Genomic DNA, 24,910 nt, shown 5'->3' on the forward strand with positions numbered 1-24,910 from the left:
CGGGCGTGCACCGCCCGGGCCTGTCGCACGGAATCCCCTATGCTCCCGCACCTATCCCGACTGCCGGACCTGACCCGGCGGGCCGCCCTGACGCTGGCCGGCAGCCTGCTGCTCATCGACCTTCTGGCGATGCTGTATGGCGTCTTCATGCGCTATCTGGCCGGCGGCGCCCCGATCTGGACCGATGAACTGGCCCGTTACCTGATCATCGGTGCCGTCATGCTGGCGGCCGGCGCCGTCTGGGTCGAGGGTGGCCACATGCGCGTGGCACTCATCGAGAGACTGCTGCCACGCCCCCTGTGTCGACTCCTCAACCTCTATCAATGGCTGCTGACCCTGACGCTGGCCGTGGCCGGCGCGATCTTCAGCTATCGCTATGCGCAATCGGTGTCGATGTTCACCAGCCAGGGGCTCGGCATCAGCCGCACCATCCCGGTGATGGCCCTGCCGACCGGCTTCGCCCTGCTGGCCTGGCAGGCCCTGTGGCATGGCCCGGCACCGCTGCCGACGCTGGAGGAGCCGTCATCATGATGACCTTGACCATGTTCGCGGTCTTCCTGGCGCACGTCCTGCTCGGCCTGCCCCTGTTCATCGCGCTGCTGACCACCGCCGCGGTCGGCTTTCTGTTCGTCGACCCGGCGATGATCCCGCGCATGATGCCCCAGCAGTTCTTCGGCGGCATCAACGCCTTCTCGCTGATGGCCATTCCGCTGTTCATTCTCGCCGGCAACTTGATGAACACCAGCCGCCTCACTGATCGGCTGATGACCCTGGCCCGGCTGCTGGTCGGCCACCTGCGCGGCGGCATGGGCCACGTCAACGTGGTCTCCAGCGTGTTCTTCGCCGGCGTCAACGGCTCGGCGGTGGCCGATACCTCGGCGCTGGGGTCGCTGCTGGTGCCTCCCATGCGCAAGGAGGGCTATTCCACCGCCTTCGCCGCCGGCCTCACCGCAGGCAGTTCATTGATCGGCCCGATCATTCCTCCCAGCATCTTCATGATCCTCTACGCCTCGCTGACCAACACCTCGGTCGGCGATCTCTTCCTGGCCGGTGTGATCCCCGGCCTGCTGCTGGGCGCCGCTTTCATGGCCATGAATGCCTGGTACGCCCGACGCCGCGGGCTCGAGAAGCGAGGCAGCTGGCCCGGCGGCGCCGAGCTGGGACGTGCCACCCTGGGCGCCCTGCCGGCCCTGATCGCGCCTTTCATCATCGTCGCCGGCATCGTCATGGGCCTGGTCACGCCCACCGAATCCGGCGCGCTCACCGCACTCTACGTGGCACTCTACGGCCTGGCGATGGGCAATCTCGGGCCACGCGACTTCTGGCGCGCCATCGTCGAGACCACGCGTCTGACCGGTGCCATCTTCATCATCATGGCCGCCTCGGCCACGGTCAGCTGGCTGCTCTCCTACGCCCAGGTGCCGAGCCAGTTCGTCGAGCTGCTGACGCCCTACATCGAACAGCCCGTGCTGATCCTGCTGCTGCTAAGCGCCATCACCTTCGTCACCGGCATGTTCATGGAAGAGGTCTCGGCCCTGATGCTGCTCACGCCCATCTTCGCGCCGGTGGCGATGATGGCGGGCATCGACCCCGTTCACCTGGGCATCATCATCACTCTCAACATCACCATCGCCCTGATCACGCCCCCCATGGGAGCCTGCGTGTTCGTGGCAGCGGCGGTCAGCCGGCTGGAGATCACCGCCCTGTTCCGCACCATCTGGCCCTTCGTGGTCACCGCCCTGCTGGTGCTGGCAGCCCTGATCCTGTTCCCCCCACTCACCCTGTGGCTCCCGACGATCCTTGGATGATCCCATGACCCGACCCGAGCACGACGCCTCCCTCGCCGACACGCCGATTCCCCATCGGGCCGAACCCGATTGGGCGGCGGTCGGCCGGCTGCCGATCGACGGCAGCAATGAACCCCTGGTGCCGATGAGCCTGGCACCGCCACCGATCAAGGTCTTCCCGGCCTACGCGCGTATGGGCATCCCCGGCGCGGTCGACGAATGCTATGTTCGCGAGGGCGTCTATCGGCGCCTGCTGGCGGTGGCTCGCTCCCTGCCCGAGGGCTTGAGCCTGCTGGTGCTGGATGGCTGGCGGCCCTGGCGGGTCCAGCAGTACCTGTTCGAGACCCTGCAGGCCACCATCCAGGCCAATCATCCCGAGTTCGACGACCAGCAGTTGCTGGTGCGTACCCGCGAGTTCGTCGCTCAGCCCAGCACCGACCCGTCGTCTCCCAGCCCGCATCTGACCGGAGGCGCCGTGGACGTGACCCTGTGCGATGCCGACGGCCTGCCGCTGGACATGGGCACGCTGTTCGACGAGGCCGTCCCCGCCTCCCATGCCGATGCGCTGGAGGGAGATCCAGGGCGGGACGATGCCAGGCGCCAAGCCCGGGACAACCGCCGCCTGCTCTATCACGCCATGCACGCCGAGGGCTTTACCAACCTGCCCAGCGAATGGTGGCATTTCGATCTCGGCGACCAGCTATGGGCCCACTACGAGGGGCACGCCAGCGCGCGTTACGGCCCGGCGGAACTGGATACCATCGAGAATCGCTGGCGACGTCAGCTCTGATGATCCACCGGGGACGGACACCGTCGACGAGGGGCTATACTGGCAGCCTCCACAACGGCACCACGACACCGAGACTGACCCCGAGAGCCTCATGATGCGATTCGCCACCCTCGGCCCCGACGACAGCAATCACGCCCTGATCTTGCGCCGCTACCTCGCGGAACGCGGCCTGGAGCACGCATCGATCACGCTGGTCGACGACTTCCCCTCGGCTTTTGAATCCCTGGTGGCCCGGCGGCTCGACTATGTGCTGCAGGTCACGGCCCACCCTGCTCACGCCGACTGCGTGGGCCGCTACATGCACCGTGCCTTTCCGGTCGACAGCTTCATCGCCGCCAGTCGACCGCTGGCCATCGTGGCACGCCGGGATCGCCCCCACCCGCGTTCGCTGGCATTACAGCCTGCGACTCGACACTACACCGACCTCGCCGACTGGCCGGAACAGCGCGAGATGCCGACCATCGTGGCCGTGGCCGAGGCGGTTCTCGACGGCGAGGTGGATGCCGGTCTCATGGCCGAGGAAATGATCGAGCAGCATGCCGACAGACTGCGCCTGATCAGGCCGCTGGGTGCCGCCCTGGACACCTGGGTGCTGTTCGGCCACCGCCCGCTCGACCGAGGCCCCATGCTATGGCCCGAGGCCCCGATCACCGAGCGTTTTCGCGACGCCTGCCGAGCGCCTAGCCCAGGAAGATGACCGCCAGGCCGGCGCCCACCAGCACGAGGCGCCAGACGGACGAGCGGCGCGCGATCAGCCCATAGGAGATCGCCAGCAGCCCCACTCCGACCAGGCCGGTCTCGGCCAGCGCTCGCCAGGGCGCATCCGCCAGATGGATGATGCCGGGCCTTGCGACCATCGCCAGCGGAATCAGGTACAGCCCGACCCCCAGCGACATCGCGCGCAGGGCGACCTTGATCCAGCTTTCGCCGGCCATGCCGGCAGCGATGAAGACACCGCCGCAGACCGGCGGCGTGATGGTCGAGAGCAGGGCATACCAGAACACGAACAGGTGGGCGAGCAAGGGCGGCAATCCCAGTTCGGTCAATGCCGGCCCGGCCACCGATACGCAGATCACATAGGCCGCGGTGGTGGGCACCTCCATGCCCAGCACCAGGCATGCCAGGGCAGTGAGCAGCAACGCCGGCCACAGGGCGCCCCCGGAAAGCGAGAGGATCGCCGAGGTGACCTTGACGCCCAGCCCGGTCATCGCCAGCACCCCAATGACCAGCGACGCGCAGATGATGATCGCGCCGATGGTCGCCACCTGGCGCCCGGCGAGCACCATGGCCTCGGCCAGTCGCGTGAACAGGCCGCGCCATGACGGCACCAGGCGTGAATCCAGCCACAGCAGCGCCGCCCCGACGAAGATCGCCAGGCTGGCGGCATACTGGGGCGTGTTGCCGGCATGGAAGATCCGCTCGAGCAGCACCGCAAACGGCACGGCGAAGAACAGCCCCGTCATCCACACCTCGCGCAAGGCGGGCCGGTCCTCGTCCGCCACCGGGCGAAGGTCATGGCGCGTGGCATAGGCGTTGATGCCCATCCACACCGTGGCGAAATAGAGCAGCGCCGGCAGCATGGCGGCGGCCATGATGTCGGTATAGGGCGTGCCGGTGAGTTCCACCATCACGAAGGCACCGGCCCCCATCAACGGCGGCATGATCTGCCCACCCGAGGACGCCACCGCCTCGACGGCGGCAGCCAGCGCCCGTGGATAGCCCAGGCGCGTCATGGAAGGGATGGTGATCGCCCCGGTGGAGGCCACATTGGCCGACGCCGACCCCGAGATGGAACCCATCAACGCCGAGGACACCACCGAGACCTTGGCCCCGCCACCGGTCAAGCGGCCGGCGACCAGGCCCGCCAGGTTCATGAAGCCCTTGCCGGCCTCGCCGGCATTGAGGACCGCCCCGAAGATCACGAAGATAGCCACCACCCCGACGCTGACGCCGGTCAGCTTGCCCCAGAGGCCACCCTCGGCGATGGTCAGCGAACCGACCAGGCTGGCCGCCGGCAGCCCCGGATGCCCGAACTCCCCCGGCACATACTGGCCGAAGAAGGCATAGAGCAGGGCTACCGCCGCCACCAGCGGCAATGGCCAGCCGATCGCCCGACGCGCGGTCTCCAGGGCCAGCACGATCAGAAAGCCCCCGATGACCATCTGCAACGGCGTATCGATGAAACCGTACTGCCCGGACAAGGCCTGCTCGTTGACGGCGATCCAGACACAGGCCGCCACGCCGAGCAGGGTAAGCGCCCAACCGCTCCAGCGCTGCCAGGGCGTGCGCGCGGCGAACACCAGCACCCAGGGCAGGATCAGAGCCATGTGCAGCGGACGACTCACCAGTGCCGGAGTCAGCCCGTAGAAGATCAGGCCGAGGTGGAAGACGACCGAGAGCGCACCCAGCCCGACCCAGGGAAGGCGGACACCGGGACTACCGGACGCTGCCGCCTCGGCGGCATGAGATGATGAAGAAGTGGAAGACATGAGGCGTTCAGGACAAGGGATCAATGGGCGGGGTGGAACGCGAGGCGCACGGGACCGTGCCGGCATTCATGCAGCGTTTCCAGAAACGCCGCATGAACCGGGCTCGGGCAAGCACCACGCTCAGGGAACCTCGATACCGGCTTCCTCATAGTAACGCCGCGCGCCGGGATGCAACTCACCCCGCATGTTGGCGAGCATCGAGGGCGACACGCTGCGCCACCAGGGCGAGCTCTCGGCCATGGCCTCGCGTCGTTCCCAGAATGTCTTCGTCAGGGTATAGGCGGTGTCATCGTCCATACCGGTGGTCGTGTAGGCGGCCACCGGCAGCGATGTCGTCATCACCGGTTCGTCGATGCCCGCGTAGGTGCCAGCCGGAATCTTCTGCGGCGTCGCGCCGGTCTCGGCGATCTGCTCCTCGGTCATCGACACCAGCCCCACCGGCATGCTGGCTGCGGTCTCGATCACATTGGGCGCGGGGAAGGAACCGGCTGTGGCGAAGGCATCGATCTGGCCGTTCTTGAGTGCGTCCGGTGCACTGCCCACATCGGCATCGTCGACCTCGACCTCATCGGTGAGACCGAACAGCTCGAGATAGCGCGCGGCCTCACGGGCCCCGAAGGACCCCTGACCGATCAGCAGGTGCTTACCCGCCAGTTCCTCCAGACGCAGAGTGTCCTGTTCCCCGGCCACCACCAGGTGCATGGTCAGCGAGGGGATCGGGAAGAGCCCGCGGATCTCCTGGAAGCGTGGATGCCGACGCTCGGCAAAGGGCCCCTCGCCGGCCACCGCCTTGGCCGCCAGCGAGGGCGGCGTGGTGAACACATAGTTGCCCTGGCGAGCCATCACCTCCATGACGTTCTGGACCGATCCCTGGCTCTCCTCCAGGGTCAGGGTCATGGCACCGTCGGTGCCGGCCTTGATGGCCTCGGACAGTTCCACTCCCATCTGATAGTAGGCCGTGCCGGCGGAGGCAGACTTGTAGGTGATGCGCGTGTCGGCCGACGCCGTCAGAGAGGCGGCGCCCAGCCAGAGGGCGGCGAGCGCCGCGAGAAACCGCGGGAAATGACGCATGAATGTCTCCAGCTGCATGTCGAGCACCGGGCCAGTGCCTCGTTATTGATCGCCCGCAGCCTGCCGCCACGGGCATTGGAAATGCCCGCTCGCCAGCATATTCGACATGACGCAAGGACGCCATGCGACCGCTGCCCTCGAGATGCGTCTGAACAGTGCCTAGCCGGAAACGGATACCCAATTGCCCTCGAGATGCGAACGCTCGATGGCCTCGATCAGGCGATTGACCCGTGCCGCTTCCCGAAAATTCGGGTAGAGGGGCCTGTCGCCCACGATGCCTTCCACCAGGTCGCGAATCTCGATGATCTTCTGGTCGTTGTAGCCCAGACCATGCCCTGGAGCGGGGCTGAAGGCCGCGTAATCCGGGTGTTCAGGACCGATCAGCAGTGTGCTGAAACCACGACGTCCTTCGGGCCCCGTGTGTTTATAGAGCTGCAGCTCACTCATGCGCTCCTGGTCGAAGATGATCGAGCCCCTGGTACCGGTGAGGGTATAGGCCAATCCCATCTTGCGCCCGGTAGCCACCCGCGATGTTTCCAGGTTGCCGATCAGGCCACCATCGAAACGTAACAGCGCCTGGGCCTGGTCGTCGTTCTCGACCTCTTCCATACCACCGCCACCGTCGGGCAACGCTCGCTGGGGGATCACCGTCTGCAGCTGGCCACATACCTCACCGATGCGTTGACCGGTGAGATATTCCGCCATGTTGAGGATATGTGAGCCCAGATCCCCCAGGGCGCCAGCCCCGGCGGTGGCGCGCCGGGTGTGCCAGTCATGGGGCTTGGTCGGATCGGCCAGGTAATCCTCGTTGTGGCGGCCCCGGAAATGAACCAGTTCACCGATCTCACCGCTCTGCACGATCTCTCGGGCCAGTTGGGTGGCCGAATTGCGGATATAGTTGAAGCCCACCAGGGTCTTCACACCGGCGGCCTCCGCGGCCTCGACCATCGCCTGGGCATCGACAGCGGAGAGTGCCAGCGGCTTCTCGGCGTAGACATGCTTGCCCGCAGCAATGGCGGCCAGGGCCATCTCCTTGTGCAGAAAATTGGGTGCGCAGATATCCACCACATCCACATCCGGATCCTCCACCAGGGCCTTCCAGTCTCCGGTGGAGCGAGCGAATCCCAGTTCCCGCGCCTTGCGGACTGCCTGTTCGTCATCGACCTCGGCGAGCAGTTCACAGACCGGGAAGGCTGGCAGGGAAAAGACGGTGGGCGCCGCTTTCAGAGCGATAGCATGGGCCTTGCCCATGAAGCCGGTGCCGATCAAGCCGAACTTGAGGTCTGCCATCCTGTCATCCTCACATGATATGGCGACGCCGGGCTTCCCGGCCCGGCGGCCTGGGGTTGGGAGTGGCGTACTTCAGAGCGTCGGCATGGTGAAGTGATTGGTCTCCTCGCGAATGCCACTCGGCCAGCGCTGGGTGATGGTCTTCATGCGCGTATAGAAACGCACGCCATCGGGGCCGTGCATGTGCAGCGGACCGAACAACGAGCGCTTCCAGCCGCCGAAGCTGTGGAAGGCCATCGGCACCGGGATCGGCACGTTGACGCCTACCATGCCCACCTGGATCTGCTCGCAGTACTGGCGGGCAGCATCGCCGTCGCGAGTGAAGATGGCGGTGCCATTGCCGAACTCATGGTCGTTGATCATCGACACGGCCTCGTCGAAACTCGCCGCCCGGGCGATGGCCAGCACCGGCCCGAAGATCTCCTCGCTGTGGATGCGCATGCCAGGCTTGACGTGGTCGAAAAGCGAGCCGCCCACGAAGAAGCCATCACCGGCCCCTTCGATCGCCGTCTCGCGACCGTCGACCACCAGTTCGGCCCCCTCATCCACACCGGCCTGGATATAGCCCTTGACCTTCTCCAGGTGCTCCCTGGTGACCAGCGGGCCCATGTCGTTGTCCGGGCCATCGACGAGACCCGGCCCGACACTCAGCTTGTCGAGCTCGGCGACCAGCTTGTCGCGCAGGCGTTGCGCGGTCTCCTCGCCCACCGGCACGGCCACCGAGATCGCCATGCAACGCTCTCCGGCGGAGCCATAGGCAGCCCCCATCAGCGCGCCGACGGCCTGATCCAGGTCGGCATCGGGCATGATCACCATGTGGTTCTTGGCGCCGCCCAAGGCCTGGACCCGCTTACCATGTGCGGATGCCGTGGCGTAGATGGTTTCGGCGATCGGCGTCGAACCGACGAAGCTCACCGCCTGGACGCGCTCGTCGGTGAGCAGTACGTCCACCGACTCCTTGTCACCATTGACCACGTTGAACACGCCGTCGGGCAAGCCAGCCTCGGTGAGCAGCTCGGCCAGACGCATCGGCGTGGAGGGATCCTTCTCGGAGGGCTTCATCACGAAGGTGTTGCCGCAGGCCAGCGCGATGGGGAACATCCACATCGGCACCATGGCCGGGAAGTTGAACGGCGAGATGCCGGCACAGACGCCCAGCGGCTGCATCATGGAGTAGCTGTCCACCCCGGTGCCCACGTTCATGGAATGCTCGCCTTTCTGCAGGTGCGGGATGCCGCAGGCGAACTCCACCACTTCCAGGCCGCGGGTCACTTCGCCCTTGGCATCGGAGAACACCTTGCCGTGCTCGCTGGAGATCAACCGCGCCAGCTCGTCGGCATGTTCCTCGACCAGCGCCTTGAAGCGGAACAGGATGCGCGCACGCTTGAGCGGCGTGATCTTCGACCAGGTCGCGAAGGCCTCGTCGGCAGCACGTACCGCCCCGCGAGTCTCGTCGGCGGAGGCGAGGGCTACCTGGGCACTCTGCTCGCCGGTGGCGGGGTTGTAGACCGGAGCGAAGCGCTCGCTGCGCCCGTCGACGCTGCAACCATTGATGTAGTGGTGAATCTGGTTCATGACGTTACCTTCTGACGGATGCGTTATGCCGCGGGGCGCAGCGCGCCCGCACGCTCATTTCTCGATGGTGAAACCGGCCCCTTCGGCCAGGGCATGCAGATTGTTGTAGCCCAGGCGAGCATAGGTCAGCGGATGGGCCACCTCGGGATCCTGTTCGGCTTCGACTACCAACCAGCCCCGGTAGCCGCTCTCGCGGAGATGCTCGAGGGTGGGCAGGAAGTCGATGTCACCATCGCCCGGCACGGTGAACAGACCATCGAGCACCCCGTCCAGAAAGCTCTTGTCACGATTGCGCAGTGCCTCGCGGACCGAAAAGCGCATATCCTTGCAGTGCACGTGCCGAATTCGCGAGGCGTGCCGACGGGCGATGGCCAAGGGGTCACCATTGGCACCCACCAGGTGGCCGAAGTCGAGCAGCAGTCCCACCGAGTCGCGAGTGCAGTCCATCAACCGCTCGACGTCGGCCTGACTTTCCACCACTGTGCCCAGATGATGGTGATAGGCCAGATGCACGCCCTGCTCCTTGAGATAGTCACCGACCACGTTCAGCCCCTCGGTGAGGCGCTGCCAGTCGGCGTCGCCGAGATGCGGCCGACGGGACAGCGGGATGTCCCGATCGCCATGGATGCACTGAGTCACCTCGCAGAACACCATGACCGTAGCGCCGCAGGCCTTGAGCAATTCGAGATGGTCCCTGACCGCCTCGATCTCCTCCTCCGGGCTACGCTCCAGCAGCCGACTGGAGTACCAGCCGGAAACCAGCGACAGATCATGCTCTCCCAGCACCCTGGAAAGGGCGTCCGGGGTCCGCGGGAACTTGTGGCCCAGCTCGAAGCCGCTGAAGCCTGCCTCGCGTCCCTCCGAGAGACAGGTCTCGAGCGGCGTATCCCCGCCCAGGCTCGGCAGGTCGTCGTTGGTCCAGGTCAGGGGATTGATCCCCAGGCGTACGATGGGCATGTATGAACTCCTTCATCGGGCAGGCCACACGGCCCGCCCTCCCTTTTCGAGTAAGCGGAAAAGTCGACGAACCATCAGGCAGTCGGCAATCAGCGGTGCTGGCGTCGCTTGGCCTCGCGATAACTTGCATAGGCCTCGTTGACTGGCTCGCGCGCCGAGACTTCGGGAACTGCCACCTCCCACCAGGCGCCGCCTTCTGAAGTGCTGGGCAAGGGATCGGTGTCCAGAGCAATGACGTAGGTGGTATCGGCCTGACGGGCACGTACCAGCGCGTCTTCCAAGGCCTGGATGCCGCGCACGCTCTCGGCCTCGCAGCCCAGCGCACGGGCATGGGCGGCGAAATCTGTCTTGGGCGCGCCGCCCTCGATAGTCAGGCAATCGTCGAGCAGGTTGTTGAAACCGGCGCCGCCAGTGCCCCGTTGCAAGCGGTTGATACAGCCAAAGCCTCGGTTGTCGAGCACGACCACGACCAGCTTTTGACCCAGCATCACCGAGGTGGCGAGCTCCGAGTTGTGCATCAGGTAAGAGCCGTCCCCCACCATCACGAACACCTCTCGATCGGGACGAGCCATCTTGACTCCCAGGCCACCCGCAATCTCATAGCCCATGCAGGAATAGCCGTACTCCACGTGATAGCTGCCGGGACCGGCGCACCGCCACAGCTTGTGCAGTTCACCCGGCAGACCGCCGGCGGCGCAGACGACAGTACCGTCCTCACCAGCCTGCCGGTTCACGGCGCCGATCACCTGGGCATCGGTGGGTAACTCAGCCCCCTCATCGGCGGTAACACGCGCCACCACCTCAGCCCATTCGCGCTTGAGGTTATCGGCCCTTTCCTGCCAGGCAGCGGAGAGTCGCCAGTCCGCCAAGCCGGTGTCCAGCGCCTCCAGCCCGTCGAAAGCATCGCCGGTCAACGGCAGGGCATGATGTTTCTGGCTATCGAAGCGCCCCACGTTCAGGGCCACCAGGGTCAGATCATCGCGTTCGAAGAGTGCCCGCGAACCGGTGGTGAAGTCCTGCAGGCGGGTACCCACGGCCAGGATCAGGTCTGCCTCCCTGGCCAGATGATTGGCAGCCTCGCTTCCGGTGACGCCGATGGCTCCCACCGCACAGGGATGAGTATCGGGCAAAGCGCCCTTGCCGGCCTGGGTCTCGGCCACCGGCACGCCATGCGTCCGGGCGAACTCGCTGAGGCGCTCGCAGGCGCCAGCGTAGTGCACCCCTCCACCGGCGATGATCAGCGGCCGCTCGGAGCGGGCCAGAGCGACGATGGCCGCTTCCAGCTCGCGGGGATCCGGCTGGGGGCGACGAATACGGTGCACACGCGGCGCAAAGAAGCTCTCGGGGTAGTCGTAGGCAAAGGTCTGGACATCCTGGGGCAACGCCAGGGTCGCCGGACCGCAGTGTTCCGGATCAAGCAGCGTGGCAATGGCCTGGGGCAGGCTGGTCAGCAGTTGCTCCGGACGGGTGATGCGGTCGAAGTAGCGCGACACCGGACGGAAACAGTCGTTGACCGTGATGGTGGGATCACCGAAATGCTCTACCTGTTGCAGTACCGGGTCAGGATCACGGCTGGCGAACGTATCTCCCGGCAGCAACAGGATCGGCAGCCGATTGGCATGGGCCAGGGCGGCGGCAGTGACCATGTTGGTAGCCCCGGGGCCAATGGAACTGGTAGCTGCCATCATGCGGCGGCGGCCGTTGGCCTTGGCGAAAGCGATGGCCGCATGCGCCATGGTCTGTTCATTGTGGGCGCGATACGTGGGGAGTTCCTCGCGGGCATGATAGAGCGCCTCGCCCAGGCCAGCTACGTTGCCGTGACCGAAGATACCGAACACTCCCTCGAACAATGCCACCTCACGGCCTTCGCATTCGATGCGTTGGGCCGCCAGGTACTTGACCAGGGCCTGGGCCATGGTGAGTCGAATGGTGTTCATGTCAGGCTTCCTCCACTCTGGACGTGACGCTGTGCAGACGCCGCCATTCCTCGATCAATTCGGCGTAGTTGTCGGCGACCCGGTCGATCAGCCGGGCGTCGTCGATGGCGCCGGCCAGCCATTCGCGGCTGGGGCCGGCAAACAGGGTTCGCCCCACGGTGAAGCCCTTGCACCGGTCGTTACGGGCGGCGGCCGCGAAACCACGCTTCATGTCGTCCATCGGGGCATCCAGGCCCAGCAACACCACACCACGGCAATAGGGGTCCTTGTCGTCGATGGCCCGGCTGACCGCGTCCCAGGCGGTATCAGACATGGATGGCAGCTTCCACCAATCGGGGCGGATTCCCAGGTTGTAGAGCCGCTGCAGGCTACGCGGCAGAGTGGTGTCGTCCACTGCCATGCCGGCCGGCGGGATCACCTCGATCAGCAGCTCCAGGCCATTGGCGCAAGCCGCCTGATGGAGTTGACGCAACCGAGCTTCCTGTTCCAGACGCAACGGCATCGGGTCATCCGGGTGGTAGAACACCAGACACTTGATGATGTGCTCGCGTGGCCAATGCCGCAGGCGGCTGCCCAGGTCGTCGCCATGCTGGAAACGTAGCGGTCGGGAACTCGGCAATTCCACCGGACGGCCGATCCACCAGCCCTTGCCCGTGGCGTCGTTGAGGGCGTCCTGACCGAAGACGTCATCGACCAGGATCGCCGGCTTGTCGAGCCCGGTACGCCGCGCGCCCTCTTCGGCGGCCCGCACCAGCAGCTGCTTGAGCGCCGGGATGCGCGCCGGGTCGGCCTTGACGTCACGGGCCATGTCAGTCAGCTGGCGGCGATGATCGAAGGCCAGGCCGCAGACCTGGGGCCAGTCGGCGGGCGTGCGGGTGGTGACCCGGTGCAGATGATTGAGGCGTTCGTCCTGGTCGGGCCGAGGCACCGTGTCGCGACGGCTCAGGTAGTCGAACAATTCCTCCTCGGTGGGCATGGCCGGGGCACAGCCATGGCGCGAGACCACCAGGGCGCCGCAGGCGTTGGCGTAGGAGGCGCTGGTCTCCCAGCTTTCTCCCCTCAACCAGCCCCTGAGCAACCCGCTCATGAAGGCGTCGCCGGCGCCCAGCACGTTGAGCACCTCGACTTTGACCCCTTCCACCAGGATGCCATCCTCGATCCGGTCAGGAATCTCATCCTCGAAGACCACGCAGCCCAGAGCGCCGAGCTTGCACACCAGGGTCGCATCAGTGATCCGGCGTATCGCGCGTAGCGACTCGAGGGTGTCGGTGCTGCCGCCGGCGATATGGAACTCCTCCTCGGTGCCGACGATCAGGTCGAAGTCGGAAAGCCAGGCCTGGAGATCGGTGGTCACCTTGTCGTCGGCGATAAAGCGCGTTTCGCCGTCGCCGGGGGAAGTCAGGCCCCACAGCACCGGCCGGTAATCGATATCCAGCACCCGCTTGACGCCATGATCGGCGGCAGCGTCGAGCGCCTTGCGGCAGGCCCGGGCGGGAGTGTCGGCGGACAGGTGGGTGCCGGTGATGGCCAGCGCCTTGGCACGGGCAATGAAGGCCGGATCGATGGCCTCATGATCGATGGCCATGTCGGCACAGTCGCGACGGTAAAACAGTAGCGGGAAGCTGTCGCGATCCTTGAGCGCCAGCAACACCAGGCCGGTGTGGCGCTCCGGGTCGGTCTGCAGGGCGCTGGTATCGACACCCACGCGTTCGAGTTCCTCGCGCACGAAGTTGCCCATCTGCTCATTGCCGACTCGAGACAGCATGGCCGACTCGAGGCCCAGGCGAGCGGTTCCATAAGCCATGTTGCCGGAGCTGCCACCGAGATACTTGGCGAAGCTCGAGACGTCTTCCAGACGGCTGCCGACCTGCTCCGAATAGAGATCAACGGCGACGCGGCCAAGGCAAATCAGATCCAGCGGTCTGTTGTCGGGTTTCATCTCTTGCATAGCGTTTCTCCGCATCGCTTGTCGTATCATGCTCCGACGTGGCCGGGAGGCCTGGCCCACCATCGTCCGGACGTCACGACGCTATCCAGTCAGGGATTAAAGGGTGAAAGCATCCCTGAAACGTCGCAGGGCCTGCTCATCGTCTCCGGAGGCCCAGCTCTCCAGACCCACCGTGCCCCGATAGCCGATTTCCTGCAGTGCACGGGCAATGGCCGGATAGTGGATCTCACCGCTGCCGGGTTCACGACGTCCCGGAACATCGGCAACCTGAACCTCGCCGATATAGGGGGCACAGCGGTGCACCAGCTCGACCAGGTTTCCCTCGCCGATCTGGGCGTGATAGAGATCGAGCATGATGCGTATCTCCGGGCGATCGACACTCTCCACCAATGCCAGCACGTCCTCGACACGGGCAAAGGGCACTCCGGGGTGATCGACCTCGGTATTGAGGTTTTCCAGCACGAACATCACGCCATGTTGCTGGCCGAGATCCGCCAGTCGATGCAACGTATCCGCCGCTCTTATCCACATGGGTCCGGTCATCTCGGCCCCCGGCTGGACCGGCAAGCCCTGACCATCGAGGCCTGTGCCGTGCAGGTTGAGTCGAGGGATCCCCAGTTGCTTGGCCACGGCAACCGACTCTCGGGCCGTTGCCACCAGCCGATCGGCACCCTCCTGGTCCGCCAGGGTGCCCTCGAGATAGCCGGTCATGGAGGAGAACGTCGCTCCGGTAGCTGCCAGCGACTTGATGTCGTGGCGACTCCAGTCCCAGATCTCTACCTGGAAGCCCAGGGCATCGATCCGAGCGACCCTTTCAGTGATCGGCAGGTCGCGAAACAGCATCTCGGCGCAGGCAGCCAGGGTGAAGGGGAGCGTGTCTTGGCATGAGTTCATGGCTGTCGCGCCCCTCACTGGCCGGCAGCAAGACGAGGCCGGACACCGGATGTATCGGCGTCGGCCCGCTCGGTGTCGCTGCGCTGGAACTCGGCCAGCTCGGCGTCCAGACTCTCCAGCTCAGCACCACCGGCCATCATGTTGAGCACTTCCTCTCGGGTGATGTCTTCCTTGCGGAAGGTGCCGAGACTGCCGCCACGCTTGAGTAGGATGAAGGCGTCCGCTACCGGATAGGCGTGATGAACGTTGTGGGTGATGAAGATCACCGCCAGGCCGTCGGCCCGCGCCTTGGCGATGTAGCGCAATACCACCGACGCCTGCTTGACCCCCAGCGCCGAGGTCGGCTCGTCGAGAATCAACACCTTGGCCCCGAAGTAGACTGCGCGAGCGATCGCCACGCACTGTCGCTCACCACCGGAGAGCGTGCCTACCGGCTGGCTGGGGTCTCGCACATCGATGCCGATCTTGCCCATCTCCTGCTTGGCGATACGGTCGGCCAGTTTCCAGTCGATGCGCTTGAGAGGTCCCCAGCCCACAGTGGGCTCGCGACCCATGAAGAAATTGCGAGTGATCGACATCAACGGGATCATCGCCAGGTCCTGGAAGACGGTGGCAATGCCGGCATCCAGGGCATAGGCCGGCGACTTGAAGCGAGCCGGCTCGCCATTCAGGCGTATCTCGCCGTGGGTCGGCCGATGGACTCCCGACAACGTCTTGATCAGGGTCGACTTGCCGGCACCATTGTCGCCCAGCAGGCACATGACTTCGCCGGAATGGACTTGTACCGAGATATCGCTCAGGGCGATGACACTGCCGAAGTGCTTGCTGACGTTGCACATCTCGATCATGGGCGTACGTTCGCTCATCTCACTTGGCCTCCATCGCCTTCTTGCGCATGAAATTGTTGAAGAGCACGGCTACCAGCAGCATCACGCCCAGGAACACCTGGAACCAGTCGGTATTGACGCCGGTGTAGAAAATGCCCATCTGCACCAGGCCGAAGATCAGAGCACCGAGTGCCGCACCGATGGCCGAGCCGTAACCGCCGGTGAGCAACGCCCCACCGATGACGACCGCGATGATCGCTTCCAACTCCTTGAGCAAGCCGCGAATGGTGTCCGCCGAACCGGTATCCATCACCTGGAGGCAGGCGAAGACAGTTGCGGATAAGGCAGTGAACATGAACAGCGAGATCTTGACGCGGTGGACCGGCACACCGGAGTTGCGCGCCGCATTGGCATCCCCCCCGCTGGCGAATATCCAGTTTCCGTAAGGAGTGCAGAGCAACACCCAGGTCGCCAAGGCAGTGAGGGCCAGCCACCAGACGATGGAAACCGGGATGCCGGTCACCACCGGGTTGCCGGCAAAGTTGGTGGCGATCCAGCCCTGCGAGGCCATCCAGGAGAAGAGCCCGGTCGCAACCTCTCCCGAAAAGAGAGCCGCAAACCAGTCACCCGGAATATGGTCGTGGATCCCGCCGATCTGGGTACGACCAGTCAGCAGGCGGCTGATCCCGATCGCCAGGCCCCGCAGGATGAACAGGAACCCCAGGGTCACGATGAACGAAGGCAATCCCGTCTTGTTGACCAGGTTGCCATTGATCCAGCCCACCAGAGCCGCACAGGAGAAAGCCAGTATGATGGCCGCCCACAGGGGCCAGCCGTATTCCACGGCAGGGATGGCGATGAGAATGCCGGCCAGACCGATCATCGAGCCAATGGAAAGATCGAACTCGCCACCGATCATCAGCAAGGCGGCAGCGGTGGCGATGATCCCCAGTTGAGCCGCCACTTCGAGGAAATTGACGATGCCCGCCGGCGTGAACATGCCAGTGCCACTGGCAGCCACGATAAAGAAAGCGAGCACCAGGACAGTACCAGCCAGGGCGCCCAACTCAGGACGGCTCAACGCCCTCTTCCAGAACGACACCTTCTGGATACGCTCATCCTGCGGTGCCACCGCGTCGGTTTGTGGGGATGCATTGGACTTCATGATGGTCGACTCCCGGAGCCCGCCGGGCGGGCCCTTGCATGCATGATGATGTTCAGCGGATTCCCTGCTCGCTCAGTTCGAGGACCTGGGCGGCATTGTCCGGAGTGACGAAACCGGGACCGGTAGGAACGTCGCCGGCCGGCAGCAAGCCATTCCTGGCGAACTGATCGAGGAACATCACCGGCAGGTAGCCTTGCAGGTATTGTTGCTGGTCGATGGCAAAATCCAGCTCTTCAGCCTCGAGAGCCTCGAGGATGCCGGGCGAGAGATCGAAAGTACCAAGCGTGAACATGTCGGTGGCACCTTGCTCGCGCATGGCCTGAATCATGGGTTCGGCAGCCAGTGCCCCCAGCGTCAGGATGCCGCGCACATCGCTGTGCTCGTTGAGATAGGCGACGATGGCATTGCGGATCGACGTCGGATCATAGGTAGTGGCCAACTGCTCGGCATTGCCGTCAAACCCCTCGAGGAAGCCGTCGCAACGCTGGTCGAGGCCCTGGTTACCCTGCTCGTGGTTGACACAAACCGCCTTCTCGACGCCCATCTCCTGCATTCGCTCGGCGGCCTGTTTACCTGCTTCATACTCGCTCTGGCCGACATGCAGACGGCTCCCATACTTCTGCGCGACATCGCCACCGGAGTTGATGGTGATCACTGGAATGCCGTTGTCGGAGGCCTCCTGGACGATGCCTCCCAGCGCATCTTCATCGGTGAAGGAGACAATCAGGCCATCCGGGGCGGAGGCCACCGCCGCCTCGACCAGTTGCTGCATCTTGGCCATGTCGAAGGTAGACGGTGCGCGATACTCCAACTCCGCTCCTACCGTGTCAGCAGCCGCCTCGGCCCCGTTCTTGACTACGGACCAGAAGGGGTCGGAGGGAACGCCATGGGTCACCATGACGAAGCGGTTCTCTTCTTGTGCCTGTACCGTGCCGGCCATGAGCGCCACCGCGGTGGTCGAGGCCAGCAGCCAATGTGATAGACGTGCCATGGATGAAATTCCTCTCTCGATTATCGTTGTGTGGGAGCTACATCTGCGCAATGACGACATGGAATATAGATTCCATTTAAGAGAATTATCAAACTTAATATTCTATACTTTGGTATAAATAGAACATTTATTCCATTTAACCTAGACTGCCCCGAGACGAACGCACCGGAAGTCAACGCCATTGCGGCGAAGACGAGGAACCTCACATGAATCAGACACCCCAGGATTTCGAGGAGTTGGAAACCCGCATAACGGCCGACTACCCGGCTCTGAGCCGCCGTTTGCAACAGACCGCACGTTTCCTGCTCGACCACCCCCAGGAGGTGGCCTTCGCTACCGTCGCCCAGCTTGCCGAACAGGCCGACGTGACACCCTCGACCCTGATCCGCTTTGCCAACAGTTTCGGGTTCACCGGCTTCTCCGAGATGCAACGACTGTTTCGCTCGCGGCTGGTGGACGAGTTGCCCAACTACAACGAGCGTATCCACGCCGTGCGTTCTGCCACCGGCGAGACCCCGGACAGCACCCAGTTGCTCTGGGAATTTGCCGACGCCAATCGCGAGGTACTGGAACAACTGCCGAGTCGCATTGACCCGCGCCACCTGGAGCGCGCCCTGGACATCTTCGAGCAAGCTAGTGCCATCCACGTGATGGGGGCGCGGCGCAGTTTCGTGGTGGCCAGCTACATGACTTATGCGCTGCATCACATCGACAAGCGCACCTTCCTGGTCAATGGCCTGGGTGGAATGTATGGCGAACAACTCAAGGCCATTGGCGATGACGATGCCTTGCTGGTGGTGAGCTTCTCGCCCTATGCCCAGGAAACACGTGAAATGGCAGACGAGGCCCGCAAGCGCGGTGTCCCGCTGGTGGTGATCACCGACTCCAATCTCAGTCCCCTGGCCCGCATCGCCGACGTCTCGCTGGTGGTGCACGAAGCAGAGGTCAAGAGCTTCCGCGGCCTGACCGCATCACTGTGCCTGACCCAGACCCTGGCCATCTCACTGGGCATGCGCCAGGACAAGGCCAGGGATCACCCCTCGTCTGACAGCGATGCGGGGCAAGTGTGATCGGACAGCACACGACCATTCACCGATAACGAGAGGACACCGCCATGAGACTCGCCCTGATCGGCGCCGGGCGCATCGGCAAGGTTCATGCCCGTGCCATCGACGAGCACCCCGAGGTCACCCTGGCCGCCGTGGCTGACTTCCATGCTCCGGCTGCCGAGGCCCTGGCCGCCGAGTACGGCGCCCGGACGCTCGATGCCGATACCGTCTTCGAAGATGACGAGATCGATGCCGTACTGATCGCCTCGAGCACACCGACCCATGCCGACTATCTGGAACGCGCAGCTCGCGCCGGCAAGGCCGTGCTCTGCGAGAAGCCCATCGCTCTCGACCTGGCCCGCACCGTCGAGGCACTCCGGGTGCTGGAGTCGCATCCGGTGACCTGCGCCCTGGGGTTCAATCGTCGTCATGACCCACAGTTCGCCGCCCTAAAGCGCGCCGTGATGGAAGGCCGGATCGGTAATCTCGAGACACTCACCATCATCAGCCGTGACCCGGCACCGCCACCCACCGAATACATCGGCGCCTCTGGCGGCATATTCCGTGACATGACAATCCATGACTTCGACATGGCCCGCTGGCTGCTGAATGAACCCATTGCCGAGGTTCACGCCGAGGGAAGTTGCCTGATCGACCCCGGCATCGGCGCAGCCGGCGACGTGGATACCGCCATGGTCACCCTGATCACCAACAGCGGCCGGCTCTGCCATATCAGCAATTCGCGACGCGCCTGCTACGGCTACGACCAGCGTATCGAGGCCTTCGGCAGCGCCGGCATGCTCCAGGCTCAGAACGAGAGCGACACCCGACTGCGCTTCACCGGCGAGCCCGGCCAGGTGGAAGGCAAGCCCAAGTGGTTCTTTCTGGAACGCTATGCCGAGGCCTATCGCCACGAGATCGACGATTTCGTCGACGCCTGGAAACAACAACGCGCCCCGTTAGCAGGTGCCGACGACGGTCTCCAGGCACTACGCCTGGCCGAAGCAGCCGAACGCTCGCGCCACGAGGGCCGTCGCATCACGCTTGACGAGATCGACTGAGAGCCACGACGACTCGAGGAGAGTAATGATGACTTCGCTACTGGTTCGCCCTGACGAGCCCGATACCCAGGGCAAGGTCCTGGAGGTCACGCCGGCATCCGCCGGTTGGGATCATGTCGGCTTTCGCGTGCACAAACTGACTCAAGGACAGCAGATCGAAGGCAACACCGGCGATCGCGAGCACTGCCTGGTGCTGCTCTCCGGCCGGGCCACCGTGACCAGCGACGAACACCGCTGGGAGGATATCGGTGAGCGCATGGATATCTTCGAGAAGGTACCGCCTTACGCCGTCTATCTTCCCGATGGCGCGGACTTCAGCGTGGAAGCCACCACCGACATGGAATTGGCAGTATGCAGCGCTCCCGGGCACGGCAACCATGAACCACGGTTGATCGCCCCCGACCAGATCAAGCAAAGCACCCGTGGCGGCGGCACCAACACCCGCCACATCCAGGACATTCTTCCGGAGACCGAACCGGCCGACAGCCTGCTGGTGGTGGAGGTCTACACCCCGGCGGGCAACTGGTCCAGCTACCCACCCCACAAACACGATGTGGATAACCTGCCGGAAGAGTCGATTCTCGAGGAGACCTATTACCACCGCCTCAATCCTTCCCAGGGTTTCGCCTTCCAGCGTGTCTATACCGACGACCGCTCGCTGGACGAAACCATGGCGGTGGAAAACGGCAGCTGCGTGATGGTGCCCCGTGGCTATCACCCGGTGGGCGCGCCCCATGGTTACGAACTCTATTACCTCAATGTGATGGCCGGTCCCAAGCGACAGTGGAAGTTCCAGAACGACCCGGCTCACGACTGGATCGTCAGGCAGTAGGCACTCACTCGCGTCCTGTCCAGACGTCTTTTCCCCCGCCCCGGCGGGGGTTCTTGTACCCATTCCACAGCAGCGTCGCCACTCCTACGAAAGCGACTTGACGATCAGCTGCACGCCGACGATGGCCATGGCCAGGATCACCAGCCGATAGAACAACCGCTCGTTGACGCGGCTCTGCAGCCAGAGCCCGCTGCGCACGCCGAACCAGGCCACCGGCACCAGCGCCAGCGAGGCCCAGGCGCTGGTCAGGTTGATCTCGCCGAGCCACAGGTAGGGCGGCAGCTTCATCAGGTTGACCGCGGCGAACGACAGGGTGCAGGTGGCGATGAAGGCTGGTTTGGACAGCCGGCGTGGCACCAGGTAGAGGTTCATTGGTGGCGCCCCGGCATGGGCGAGAAAGCTGGTCAGCCCCACGCCCATGCCCGCCGGCCAGGCCCAGAGCGAATGGATGGGCCGGGCCGCCGCCGGCTTGACGATCATGTAGGCCACGAACAGCAGCGACACCACGCCCAGCAACAGCCGGACATGATCCTCGTCGAGCGAGCCGATCAACAGGGTACCGGCCACGACCCCCAGGGCCATCCCGGGCAGCAGGCGGCGGACTTCGGTCGCGTCGTGCTGCCCCCACCAGGCCCTGACCGCAAATAGATCCATGACCAGCAGCAGCGGCAGCAACAGGCCGGCCGCCTCGATGGGACCGATGGCCAGAGCCATCAGTGGCACCGACAAGGTGCCGAAGCCACCGGCGAAACCACCCTTGGACACCCGGTCAGGTAGGTGGAGAGAATGATCAGCGTCCAGGCCAGCCAGCCGTAATCGGGCAGCATGAATGTCTTCCTTGCACATGACGACGCCGGGGCGGCAAGCGCCCCGGCGTCGGGTCGTTCGATGGCGAACGGAGGATCAGGCGACGTTACGCTCGCCGTTGCTCGCAGCGTGCATGGCCAGCGCGGTATCGAGCATGCGGTTGGAGAAGCCCCATTCGTTGTCGTACCAGGCCATCACTTTCACCAGACGCCCGTTGACCCGGGTATGGTTGGCATCGAATGTAGACGAGTTGGCGTCGTGATTGAAGTCGATGGAGACCAGCGGCTGAGCGTTGACGCGCATGACCGGCGAACTCTTGGCGGCTTCCTCGACGGCGGCATTGACCTCCTCGATGCTGGTTTCGCGGGAGGCGGTGAAGGTCAGGTCGACCAGGGAGACATTGATCACCGGCACGCGCACCGCCAGGCCATCGAGGCGCCCATCGAGTTCCGGCAGAACCAGCCCGATCGCCGCCGCCGCCCCGGTCTTGGCCGGAATCATCGAATGGGTGGCGCTGCGGGCGCGGTAGGGGTCCTTGTGATAGACGTCGGACAGGTTCTGGTCGTTGGTGTAGGCGTGCACCGTGGTCATCAGGCCGTTTTCGATGCCCACCCGCTCATGCAGCGCCTGCGCCAGGGGCGCCAGGCAGTTGGTGGTGCAGGAGCCATTGGAGACCACCTTGTGCTCCGCGGTCAGGACATCCTCGTTGACGCCGTACACGATGGTCGCATCGGCATTGGCGGTCGGTGCCGAGACCAGCACGCGCTTGGCGCCGGCAGTGATGTGCTGGGCCGCCGACTCGCGATCGGTGAACAGGCCGGTACACTCCATGACCAGATCGACACCCAGATCCCCCCAGGGCAGTTTCGCCGGGTCGCGCTCGGAAAGGGCCTCGATACGCTGGCCATCGACACTCAGGCTCGACTCGTCGTGCCCCACCTCAAAGGGAAAATGACCGTGCACCGTATCGTGGCGCAGCAGGTGCGCATTGAGGGCGGGATCCCCCAGGTCATTGATGGCCACGACGCGCACACGGTCGCGATAGCCCCCTTCATATAGGGCGCGCAGAACATTGCGGCCGATACGGCCAAAGCCGTTGATGGCGATCTTGAGTGTCATGATGTCGTCCTCTCGATTCGGTGCCGTCTCATGGATATGGCTGAGCCGATGGGCGGAAGGCGTTTCGGGATGTCCCGACCGGGCAGGCCGACGGCTCATGTCATGTTTCCCCACAATGTGAATCACGAAGGCGCCGGACACAAGCCGTTTTTAGTAACTTTACAACAAAAATGAAAGCTTCCTATATACCACTTCGGCCTTAACGGCTTATGACATAAGGAAAAACCCAAGAATCCGGCGCTATTCCCTTAATTCCTATACCTTAGTCGAAAGACTTGCTCTTAGTAAAAAAACCACACATAAGCTATGGTGACAGGATTCTGCACCACCATGGCCGAACGAGCCCTCCGCCTCGGCCCACAGGAGACCCCGGCATGCCCCATTCCCCCATACCCGCTCGCCGCACCAAGATCGTCGCCACCCTCGGGCCGGCCAGCGACAGGCCCGGCGTGCTCGAACGGATGATCGCCGCCGGCGTCGATGTGGTACGCCTCAACTTCTCCCACGGCTCGGCCGACGACCATCGGCGCCGGCTCGTCGAGGTGCGCGAGATCGCCACCCGACTCGGCCGCAGCGTGGCCGCCCTGGGCGACCTGCAGGGCCCCAAGATCCGCATTGCCCGCTTCCGTGACGGCGCCGTGGAGCTCGAGCAGGGCCAGACCTTCGTGCTCGACGTCGCCCTGGATGGCGAGGCCGGCGACGCCGGTCGGGTCGGCTGCGACTACAAGGCCCTGGCCGACGATGTCGCCCCCGGCGATCGCCTGCTGCTCGACGACGGCCGCCTGGTGGTCGACGTCACCCGTGTGGCCGGCAGCGAGATCCACACCACCGTGGTCCAGGGCGGCCGGCTCTCCAACAACAAGGGCATCAACAAGCAGGGCGGTGGCCTCTCCGCCCCGGCACTGACCGACAAGGACAAGGCCGACCTGGCGACCGCCATCGACATCGGCGTCGACTACCTGGCGGTGTCCTTCCCGCGCAGCGCCGCCGACATGCACGAGGCTCGGGCACTGCTCGGCAGCGCCGGCGCCGAGATCGGCCTGGTGGCCAAGCTCGAGCGTGCCGAGGCGGTGGCCGACGACGCCACCCTGGACGGCATCATCGAGGCCAGCGAGGCGGTGATGGTGGCCCGCGGCGATCTCGGCGTGGAGATCGGCGACGAGGCCTTGATCGGCACCCAGAAGCGCATCATCAAGCATGCGCGCAGCCACAACCGCGCGGTGATCACCGCCACCCAGATGATGGAATCGATGATCGAGGCGCCGCTGCCGACCCGTGCCGAGGTGTTCGACGTGGCCAATGCCGTGCTCGATGCCACCGATGCGGTGATGCTCTCCGCCGAGACCGCCGCCGGCGACTTCCCGGTGGAGACCATCGAGGCCATGGCGCGGGTCTGCCTGGGCGCCGAGCGCGAGCGCATCGCCCAGGAATCCGGGCACCGCATCCACGAGGGCTTCTCGCGGATCGACGAGACCATCGCCCTGTCGGCGATGTACGCCGCCAACCACCTCGCCGGGGTGGCGGCCATCGCCTGCATGACGGCCACCGGCTACACGCCGCTGATCGCCTCGCGGATCCGCTCGGGGCTGCCGATCGTCGGGCTGGCCCACAACCCCGTCGCCCAGCGGCGCATGGCGTTGTATCGTGGGGTGATCTCCCTGCCCTTCGACACCAGCGAGATGACCGCCGGCGAGCTCAACGACCGCGCGCTGGAGCGTCTGGTGGCCCAGGGCATTGCCGAGCCGGGCGACCATGTGATCCTCACCCGGGGCGATCACATGAATGCCCACGGCGGCACCGACACCCTGAAGATCCTGGCCGTGGAGACCCGCCATGCCTGACGCACGACCGCAACGCAACGTTCGCCGCACCCTGCCGGCCCGCAAGCGCATCGCCCTGATCGCCCACGACGGCAAGAAGGCAGAGATGCTCGAATGGGCCGGGCGCTGGCGAGACACCCTGGCCGAACACGAACTGATCGGCACCGGCACCACAGCCAGCCGCATCTCGGGCCAGCTGGGGCTCGAGGTGGAGCCCTTGATGAGCGGCCCCCTGGGCGGCGACCAGCAGATCGGCGCGCGCATTGCCGAGCAGGGGCTCGACCTGCTGGTCTTCTTCTGGGACCCCTTCGCGCCCCAGCCCCATGACCCGGACGTCAAGGCCCTGCTGCGCCTGGCCGCCCTGTGGAACATCCCGGTGGCCTGCAATCCGGCCAGCGCGGACTTCCTGCTCAGCTCGCCCTTGCTCGACCGGGACTACGAAATGACCGTGCCCGATGCCGGCAGCTGGGTCTCGGCCCGCAACCCCTGACATAACGCCAC

General features: G+C 64.9%; 22 protein-coding genes. 9 read left to right on the top strand and 13 right to left on the bottom strand.

The genetic code is table 11. The features are described 5' to 3' along the window. The first annotated feature begins 39 nt into the window (after positions 1 to 39). The 4 genes from HELO_RS17750 to HELO_RS17765 all read left to right on the top strand — a co-directional run bounded on the left by HELO_RS17750 (position 40) and on the right by HELO_RS17765 (position 3,274). Positions 40 to 531: a TRAP transporter small permease gene (locus HELO_RS17750; protein WP_013333978.1), complete on the top strand. Its 492-nt coding sequence runs from the start codon at positions 40 to 42 to the stop codon at positions 529 to 531. After that, entirely contained in the window at positions 531 to 1,808 is a 1,278-nt protein-coding gene (locus HELO_RS17755) for a TRAP transporter large permease (RefSeq protein ID WP_041602730.1), read from the top strand. The genes HELO_RS17750 and HELO_RS17755 overlap by 1 nt, the downstream gene beginning before the upstream one ends. A gap of 4 nt (positions 1,809 to 1,812) precedes the next feature. Continuing rightward, positions 1,813 to 2,577: a M15 family metallopeptidase gene (locus tag HELO_RS17760; RefSeq protein WP_013333980.1), complete on the top strand. Its 765-nt coding sequence runs from the start codon at positions 1,813 to 1,815 to the stop codon at positions 2,575 to 2,577. Between the two features lie 91 nt (positions 2,578 to 2,668). Next, positions 2,669 to 3,274 carry a type 1 periplasmic-binding domain-containing protein gene (locus HELO_RS17765; RefSeq protein ID WP_193875073.1) on the top strand — a complete coding sequence of 202 codons (606 nt, stop codon included), beginning with the start codon at positions 2,669 to 2,671 and terminating at the stop codon, positions 3,272 to 3,274. On the opposite strand, the gene HELO_RS17770 is transcribed toward HELO_RS17765, so the two are convergent. From HELO_RS17770 to HELO_RS17820, 11 genes are all read right to left on the bottom strand, one after another. Beyond that, positions 3,258 to 5,066 carry a TRAP transporter permease gene (locus HELO_RS17770; RefSeq protein ID WP_041602266.1) on the bottom strand — a complete coding sequence of 603 codons (1,809 nt, stop codon included), beginning with the start codon at positions 5,064 to 5,066 and terminating at the stop codon, positions 3,258 to 3,260. The genes HELO_RS17765 and HELO_RS17770 overlap by 17 nt on opposite strands. A 120-nt stretch (positions 5,067 to 5,186) precedes the next feature. Continuing rightward, positions 5,187 to 6,137: a TAXI family TRAP transporter solute-binding subunit gene (locus tag HELO_RS17775; RefSeq protein WP_013333982.1), complete on the bottom strand. Its 951-nt coding sequence runs from the start codon at positions 6,135 to 6,137 to the stop codon at positions 5,187 to 5,189. Positions 6,138 to 6,296: 159 nt separating this feature from the next. After that, positions 6,297 to 7,427, bottom strand: a complete 1,131-nt coding sequence (locus HELO_RS17780) for a Gfo/Idh/MocA family protein (protein ID WP_013333983.1) — start codon at positions 7,425 to 7,427, stop codon at positions 6,297 to 6,299. A gap of 72 nt (positions 7,428 to 7,499) precedes the next feature. Continuing rightward, positions 7,500 to 9,002, bottom strand: coding sequence for a CoA-acylating methylmalonate-semialdehyde dehydrogenase (locus tag HELO_RS17785; protein ID WP_013333984.1), 1,503 nt, complete (start codon positions 9,000 to 9,002; stop codon positions 7,500 to 7,502). Between the two features lie 54 nt (positions 9,003 to 9,056). Next, the gene (gene iolE, locus HELO_RS17790; protein WP_013333985.1) at positions 9,057 to 9,959 is read right to left on the bottom strand and encodes a myo-inosose-2 dehydratase; all 903 of its coding nucleotides are present in this window, start codon (positions 9,957 to 9,959) and stop codon (positions 9,057 to 9,059) included. Between the two features lie 89 nt (positions 9,960 to 10,048). Next, positions 10,049 to 11,896 (bottom strand): 3D-(3,5/4)-trihydroxycyclohexane-1,2-dione acylhydrolase (decyclizing), encoded by a 1,848-nt coding sequence (gene iolD, locus HELO_RS17795; RefSeq protein WP_013333986.1) that lies wholly within the window; start codon positions 11,894 to 11,896, stop codon positions 10,049 to 10,051. A 1-nt stretch (position 11,897) separates the two neighbouring features. Further along, complete coding sequence (locus HELO_RS17800; RefSeq protein WP_013333987.1) at positions 11,898 to 13,844, bottom strand: bifunctional 5-dehydro-2-deoxygluconokinase/5-dehydro-2-deoxyphosphogluconate aldolase; 1,947 nt, start codon at positions 13,842 to 13,844, stop codon at positions 11,898 to 11,900. A 96-nt stretch (positions 13,845 to 13,940) separates the two neighbouring features. After that, positions 13,941 to 14,738, bottom strand: coding sequence for a TIM barrel protein (locus tag HELO_RS17805; RefSeq protein ID WP_013333988.1), 798 nt, complete (start codon positions 14,736 to 14,738; stop codon positions 13,941 to 13,943). 14 nt (positions 14,739 to 14,752) lie between these two features. Further along, entirely contained in the window at positions 14,753 to 15,604 is an 852-nt protein-coding gene (locus HELO_RS17810) for an ATP-binding cassette domain-containing protein (RefSeq protein ID WP_013333989.1), read from the bottom strand. Between the two features lies 1 nt (position 15,605). Then, positions 15,606 to 16,730: an ABC transporter permease gene (locus tag HELO_RS17815; protein WP_013333990.1), complete on the bottom strand. Its 1,125-nt coding sequence runs from the start codon at positions 16,728 to 16,730 to the stop codon at positions 15,606 to 15,608. 52 nt (positions 16,731 to 16,782) lie between these two features. Further along, positions 16,783 to 17,721, bottom strand: coding sequence for a sugar ABC transporter substrate-binding protein (locus HELO_RS17820; protein ID WP_013333991.1), 939 nt, complete (start codon positions 17,719 to 17,721; stop codon positions 16,783 to 16,785). Between the two features lie 206 nt (positions 17,722 to 17,927). Between HELO_RS17820 and HELO_RS17825 the strand changes: the two genes are divergently transcribed. From HELO_RS17825 to iolB, 3 genes are read left to right on the top strand one after another with little or no spacing between them, the layout of a single operon-like run. Then, on the top strand, positions 17,928 to 18,791 hold the full coding sequence (locus HELO_RS17825) for a MurR/RpiR family transcriptional regulator (protein ID WP_013333992.1): 864 nt from the start codon (positions 17,928 to 17,930) through the stop codon (positions 18,789 to 18,791). Between the two features lie 44 nt (positions 18,792 to 18,835). Then, a complete protein-coding gene (iolG, locus tag HELO_RS17830) occupies positions 18,836 to 19,831 on the top strand; it encodes an inositol 2-dehydrogenase (protein WP_013333993.1) in 996 nt (331 codons plus the stop codon). 28 nt (positions 19,832 to 19,859) lie between these two features. Further along, positions 19,860 to 20,663 (top strand): 5-deoxy-glucuronate isomerase, encoded by an 804-nt coding sequence (gene iolB, locus HELO_RS17835; RefSeq protein ID WP_041602734.1) that lies wholly within the window; start codon positions 19,860 to 19,862, stop codon positions 20,661 to 20,663. Positions 20,664 to 20,747: 84 nt separating this feature from the next. Here the strand turns inward: iolB and HELO_RS17840 are convergent, their stop codons facing one another. Both HELO_RS17840 and gap read right to left on the bottom strand, forming a co-directional pair. Beyond that, positions 20,748 to 21,509 carry a sulfite exporter TauE/SafE family protein gene (locus tag HELO_RS17840; protein WP_013333995.1) on the bottom strand — a complete coding sequence of 254 codons (762 nt, stop codon included), beginning with the start codon at positions 21,507 to 21,509 and terminating at the stop codon, positions 20,748 to 20,750. Between the two features lie 57 nt (positions 21,510 to 21,566). Beyond that, positions 21,567 to 22,589 (bottom strand): type I glyceraldehyde-3-phosphate dehydrogenase, encoded by a 1,023-nt coding sequence (gap, locus tag HELO_RS17845; RefSeq protein ID WP_013333996.1) that lies wholly within the window; start codon positions 22,587 to 22,589, stop codon positions 21,567 to 21,569. Between the two features lie 374 nt (positions 22,590 to 22,963). Between gap and pyk the strand changes: the two genes are divergently transcribed. Next, positions 22,964 to 24,430 (top strand): pyruvate kinase, encoded by a 1,467-nt coding sequence (pyk, locus tag HELO_RS17850; RefSeq protein ID WP_013333997.1) that lies wholly within the window; start codon positions 22,964 to 22,966, stop codon positions 24,428 to 24,430. Then, entirely contained in the window at positions 24,423 to 24,899 is a 477-nt protein-coding gene (locus HELO_RS17855; protein WP_013333998.1) for a methylglyoxal synthase, read from the top strand. The genes pyk and HELO_RS17855 overlap by 8 nt, the downstream gene beginning before the upstream one ends. The last annotated feature ends 11 nt before the right edge of the window (positions 24,900 to 24,910 follow it).

Source organism: Halomonas elongata DSM 2581, from assembly GCF_000196875.2.
Taxonomy (GTDB): Bacteria; Pseudomonadota; Gammaproteobacteria; order Pseudomonadales; family Halomonadaceae; genus Halomonas; species Halomonas elongata.

What these genes read in the sequence shown, in the direction of transcription:
- HELO_RS17750 (WP_013333978.1), top strand. Translation starts at nt 40, where the DNA reads ATGCTCCCGCACCTATCCCGACTGCCGGACCTGACCCGGCGGGCCGCC.
- HELO_RS17755 (WP_041602730.1), top strand. Translation starts at nt 531, where the DNA reads ATGACCTTGACCATGTTCGCGGTCTTCCTGGCGCACGTCCTGCTCGGC.
- HELO_RS17760 (WP_013333980.1), top strand. Translation starts at nt 1,813, where the DNA reads ATGACCCGACCCGAGCACGACGCCTCCCTCGCCGACACGCCGATTCCC.
- HELO_RS17765 (WP_193875073.1), top strand. Translation starts at nt 2,669, where the DNA reads ATGATGCGATTCGCCACCCTCGGCCCCGACGACAGCAATCACGCCCTG.
- HELO_RS17770 (WP_041602266.1), bottom strand. Translation starts at nt 5,066, where the DNA reads ATGTCTTCCACTTCTTCATCATCTCATGCCGCCGAGGCGGCAGCGTCC.
- HELO_RS17775 (WP_013333982.1), bottom strand. Translation starts at nt 6,137, where the DNA reads ATGCGTCATTTCCCGCGGTTTCTCGCGGCGCTCGCCGCCCTCTGGCTG.
- HELO_RS17780 (WP_013333983.1), bottom strand. Translation starts at nt 7,427, where the DNA reads ATGGCAGACCTCAAGTTCGGCTTGATCGGCACCGGCTTCATGGGCAAG.
- HELO_RS17785 (WP_013333984.1), bottom strand. Translation starts at nt 9,002, where the DNA reads ATGAACCAGATTCACCACTACATCAATGGTTGCAGCGTCGACGGGCGC.
- iolE (WP_013333985.1), bottom strand. Translation starts at nt 9,959, where the DNA reads ATGCCCATCGTACGCCTGGGGATCAATCCCCTGACCTGGACCAACGAC.
- iolD (WP_013333986.1), bottom strand. Translation starts at nt 11,896, where the DNA reads ATGAACACCATTCGACTCACCATGGCCCAGGCCCTGGTCAAGTACCTG.
- HELO_RS17800 (WP_013333987.1), bottom strand. Translation starts at nt 13,844, where the DNA reads ATGCAAGAGATGAAACCCGACAACAGACCGCTGGATCTGATTTGCCTT.
- HELO_RS17805 (WP_013333988.1), bottom strand. Translation starts at nt 14,738, where the DNA reads ATGAACTCATGCCAAGACACGCTCCCCTTCACCCTGGCTGCCTGCGCC.
- HELO_RS17810 (WP_013333989.1), bottom strand. Translation starts at nt 15,604, where the DNA reads ATGAGCGAACGTACGCCCATGATCGAGATGTGCAACGTCAGCAAGCAC.
- HELO_RS17815 (WP_013333990.1), bottom strand. Translation starts at nt 16,730, where the DNA reads ATGAAGTCCAATGCATCCCCACAAACCGACGCGGTGGCACCGCAGGAT.
- HELO_RS17820 (WP_013333991.1), bottom strand. Translation starts at nt 17,721, where the DNA reads ATGGCACGTCTATCACATTGGCTGCTGGCCTCGACCACCGCGGTGGCG.
- HELO_RS17825 (WP_013333992.1), top strand. Translation starts at nt 17,928, where the DNA reads ATGAATCAGACACCCCAGGATTTCGAGGAGTTGGAAACCCGCATAACG.
- iolG (WP_013333993.1), top strand. Translation starts at nt 18,836, where the DNA reads ATGAGACTCGCCCTGATCGGCGCCGGGCGCATCGGCAAGGTTCATGCC.
- iolB (WP_041602734.1), top strand. Translation starts at nt 19,860, where the DNA reads ATGACTTCGCTACTGGTTCGCCCTGACGAGCCCGATACCCAGGGCAAG.
- HELO_RS17840 (WP_013333995.1), bottom strand. Translation starts at nt 21,509, where the DNA reads ATGTGCAAGGAAGACATTCATGCTGCCCGATTACGGCTGGCTGGCCTG.
- gap (WP_013333996.1), bottom strand. Translation starts at nt 22,589, where the DNA reads ATGACACTCAAGATCGCCATCAACGGCTTTGGCCGTATCGGCCGCAAT.
- pyk (WP_013333997.1), top strand. Translation starts at nt 22,964, where the DNA reads ATGCCCCATTCCCCCATACCCGCTCGCCGCACCAAGATCGTCGCCACC.
- HELO_RS17855 (WP_013333998.1), top strand. Translation starts at nt 24,423, where the DNA reads ATGCCTGACGCACGACCGCAACGCAACGTTCGCCGCACCCTGCCGGCC.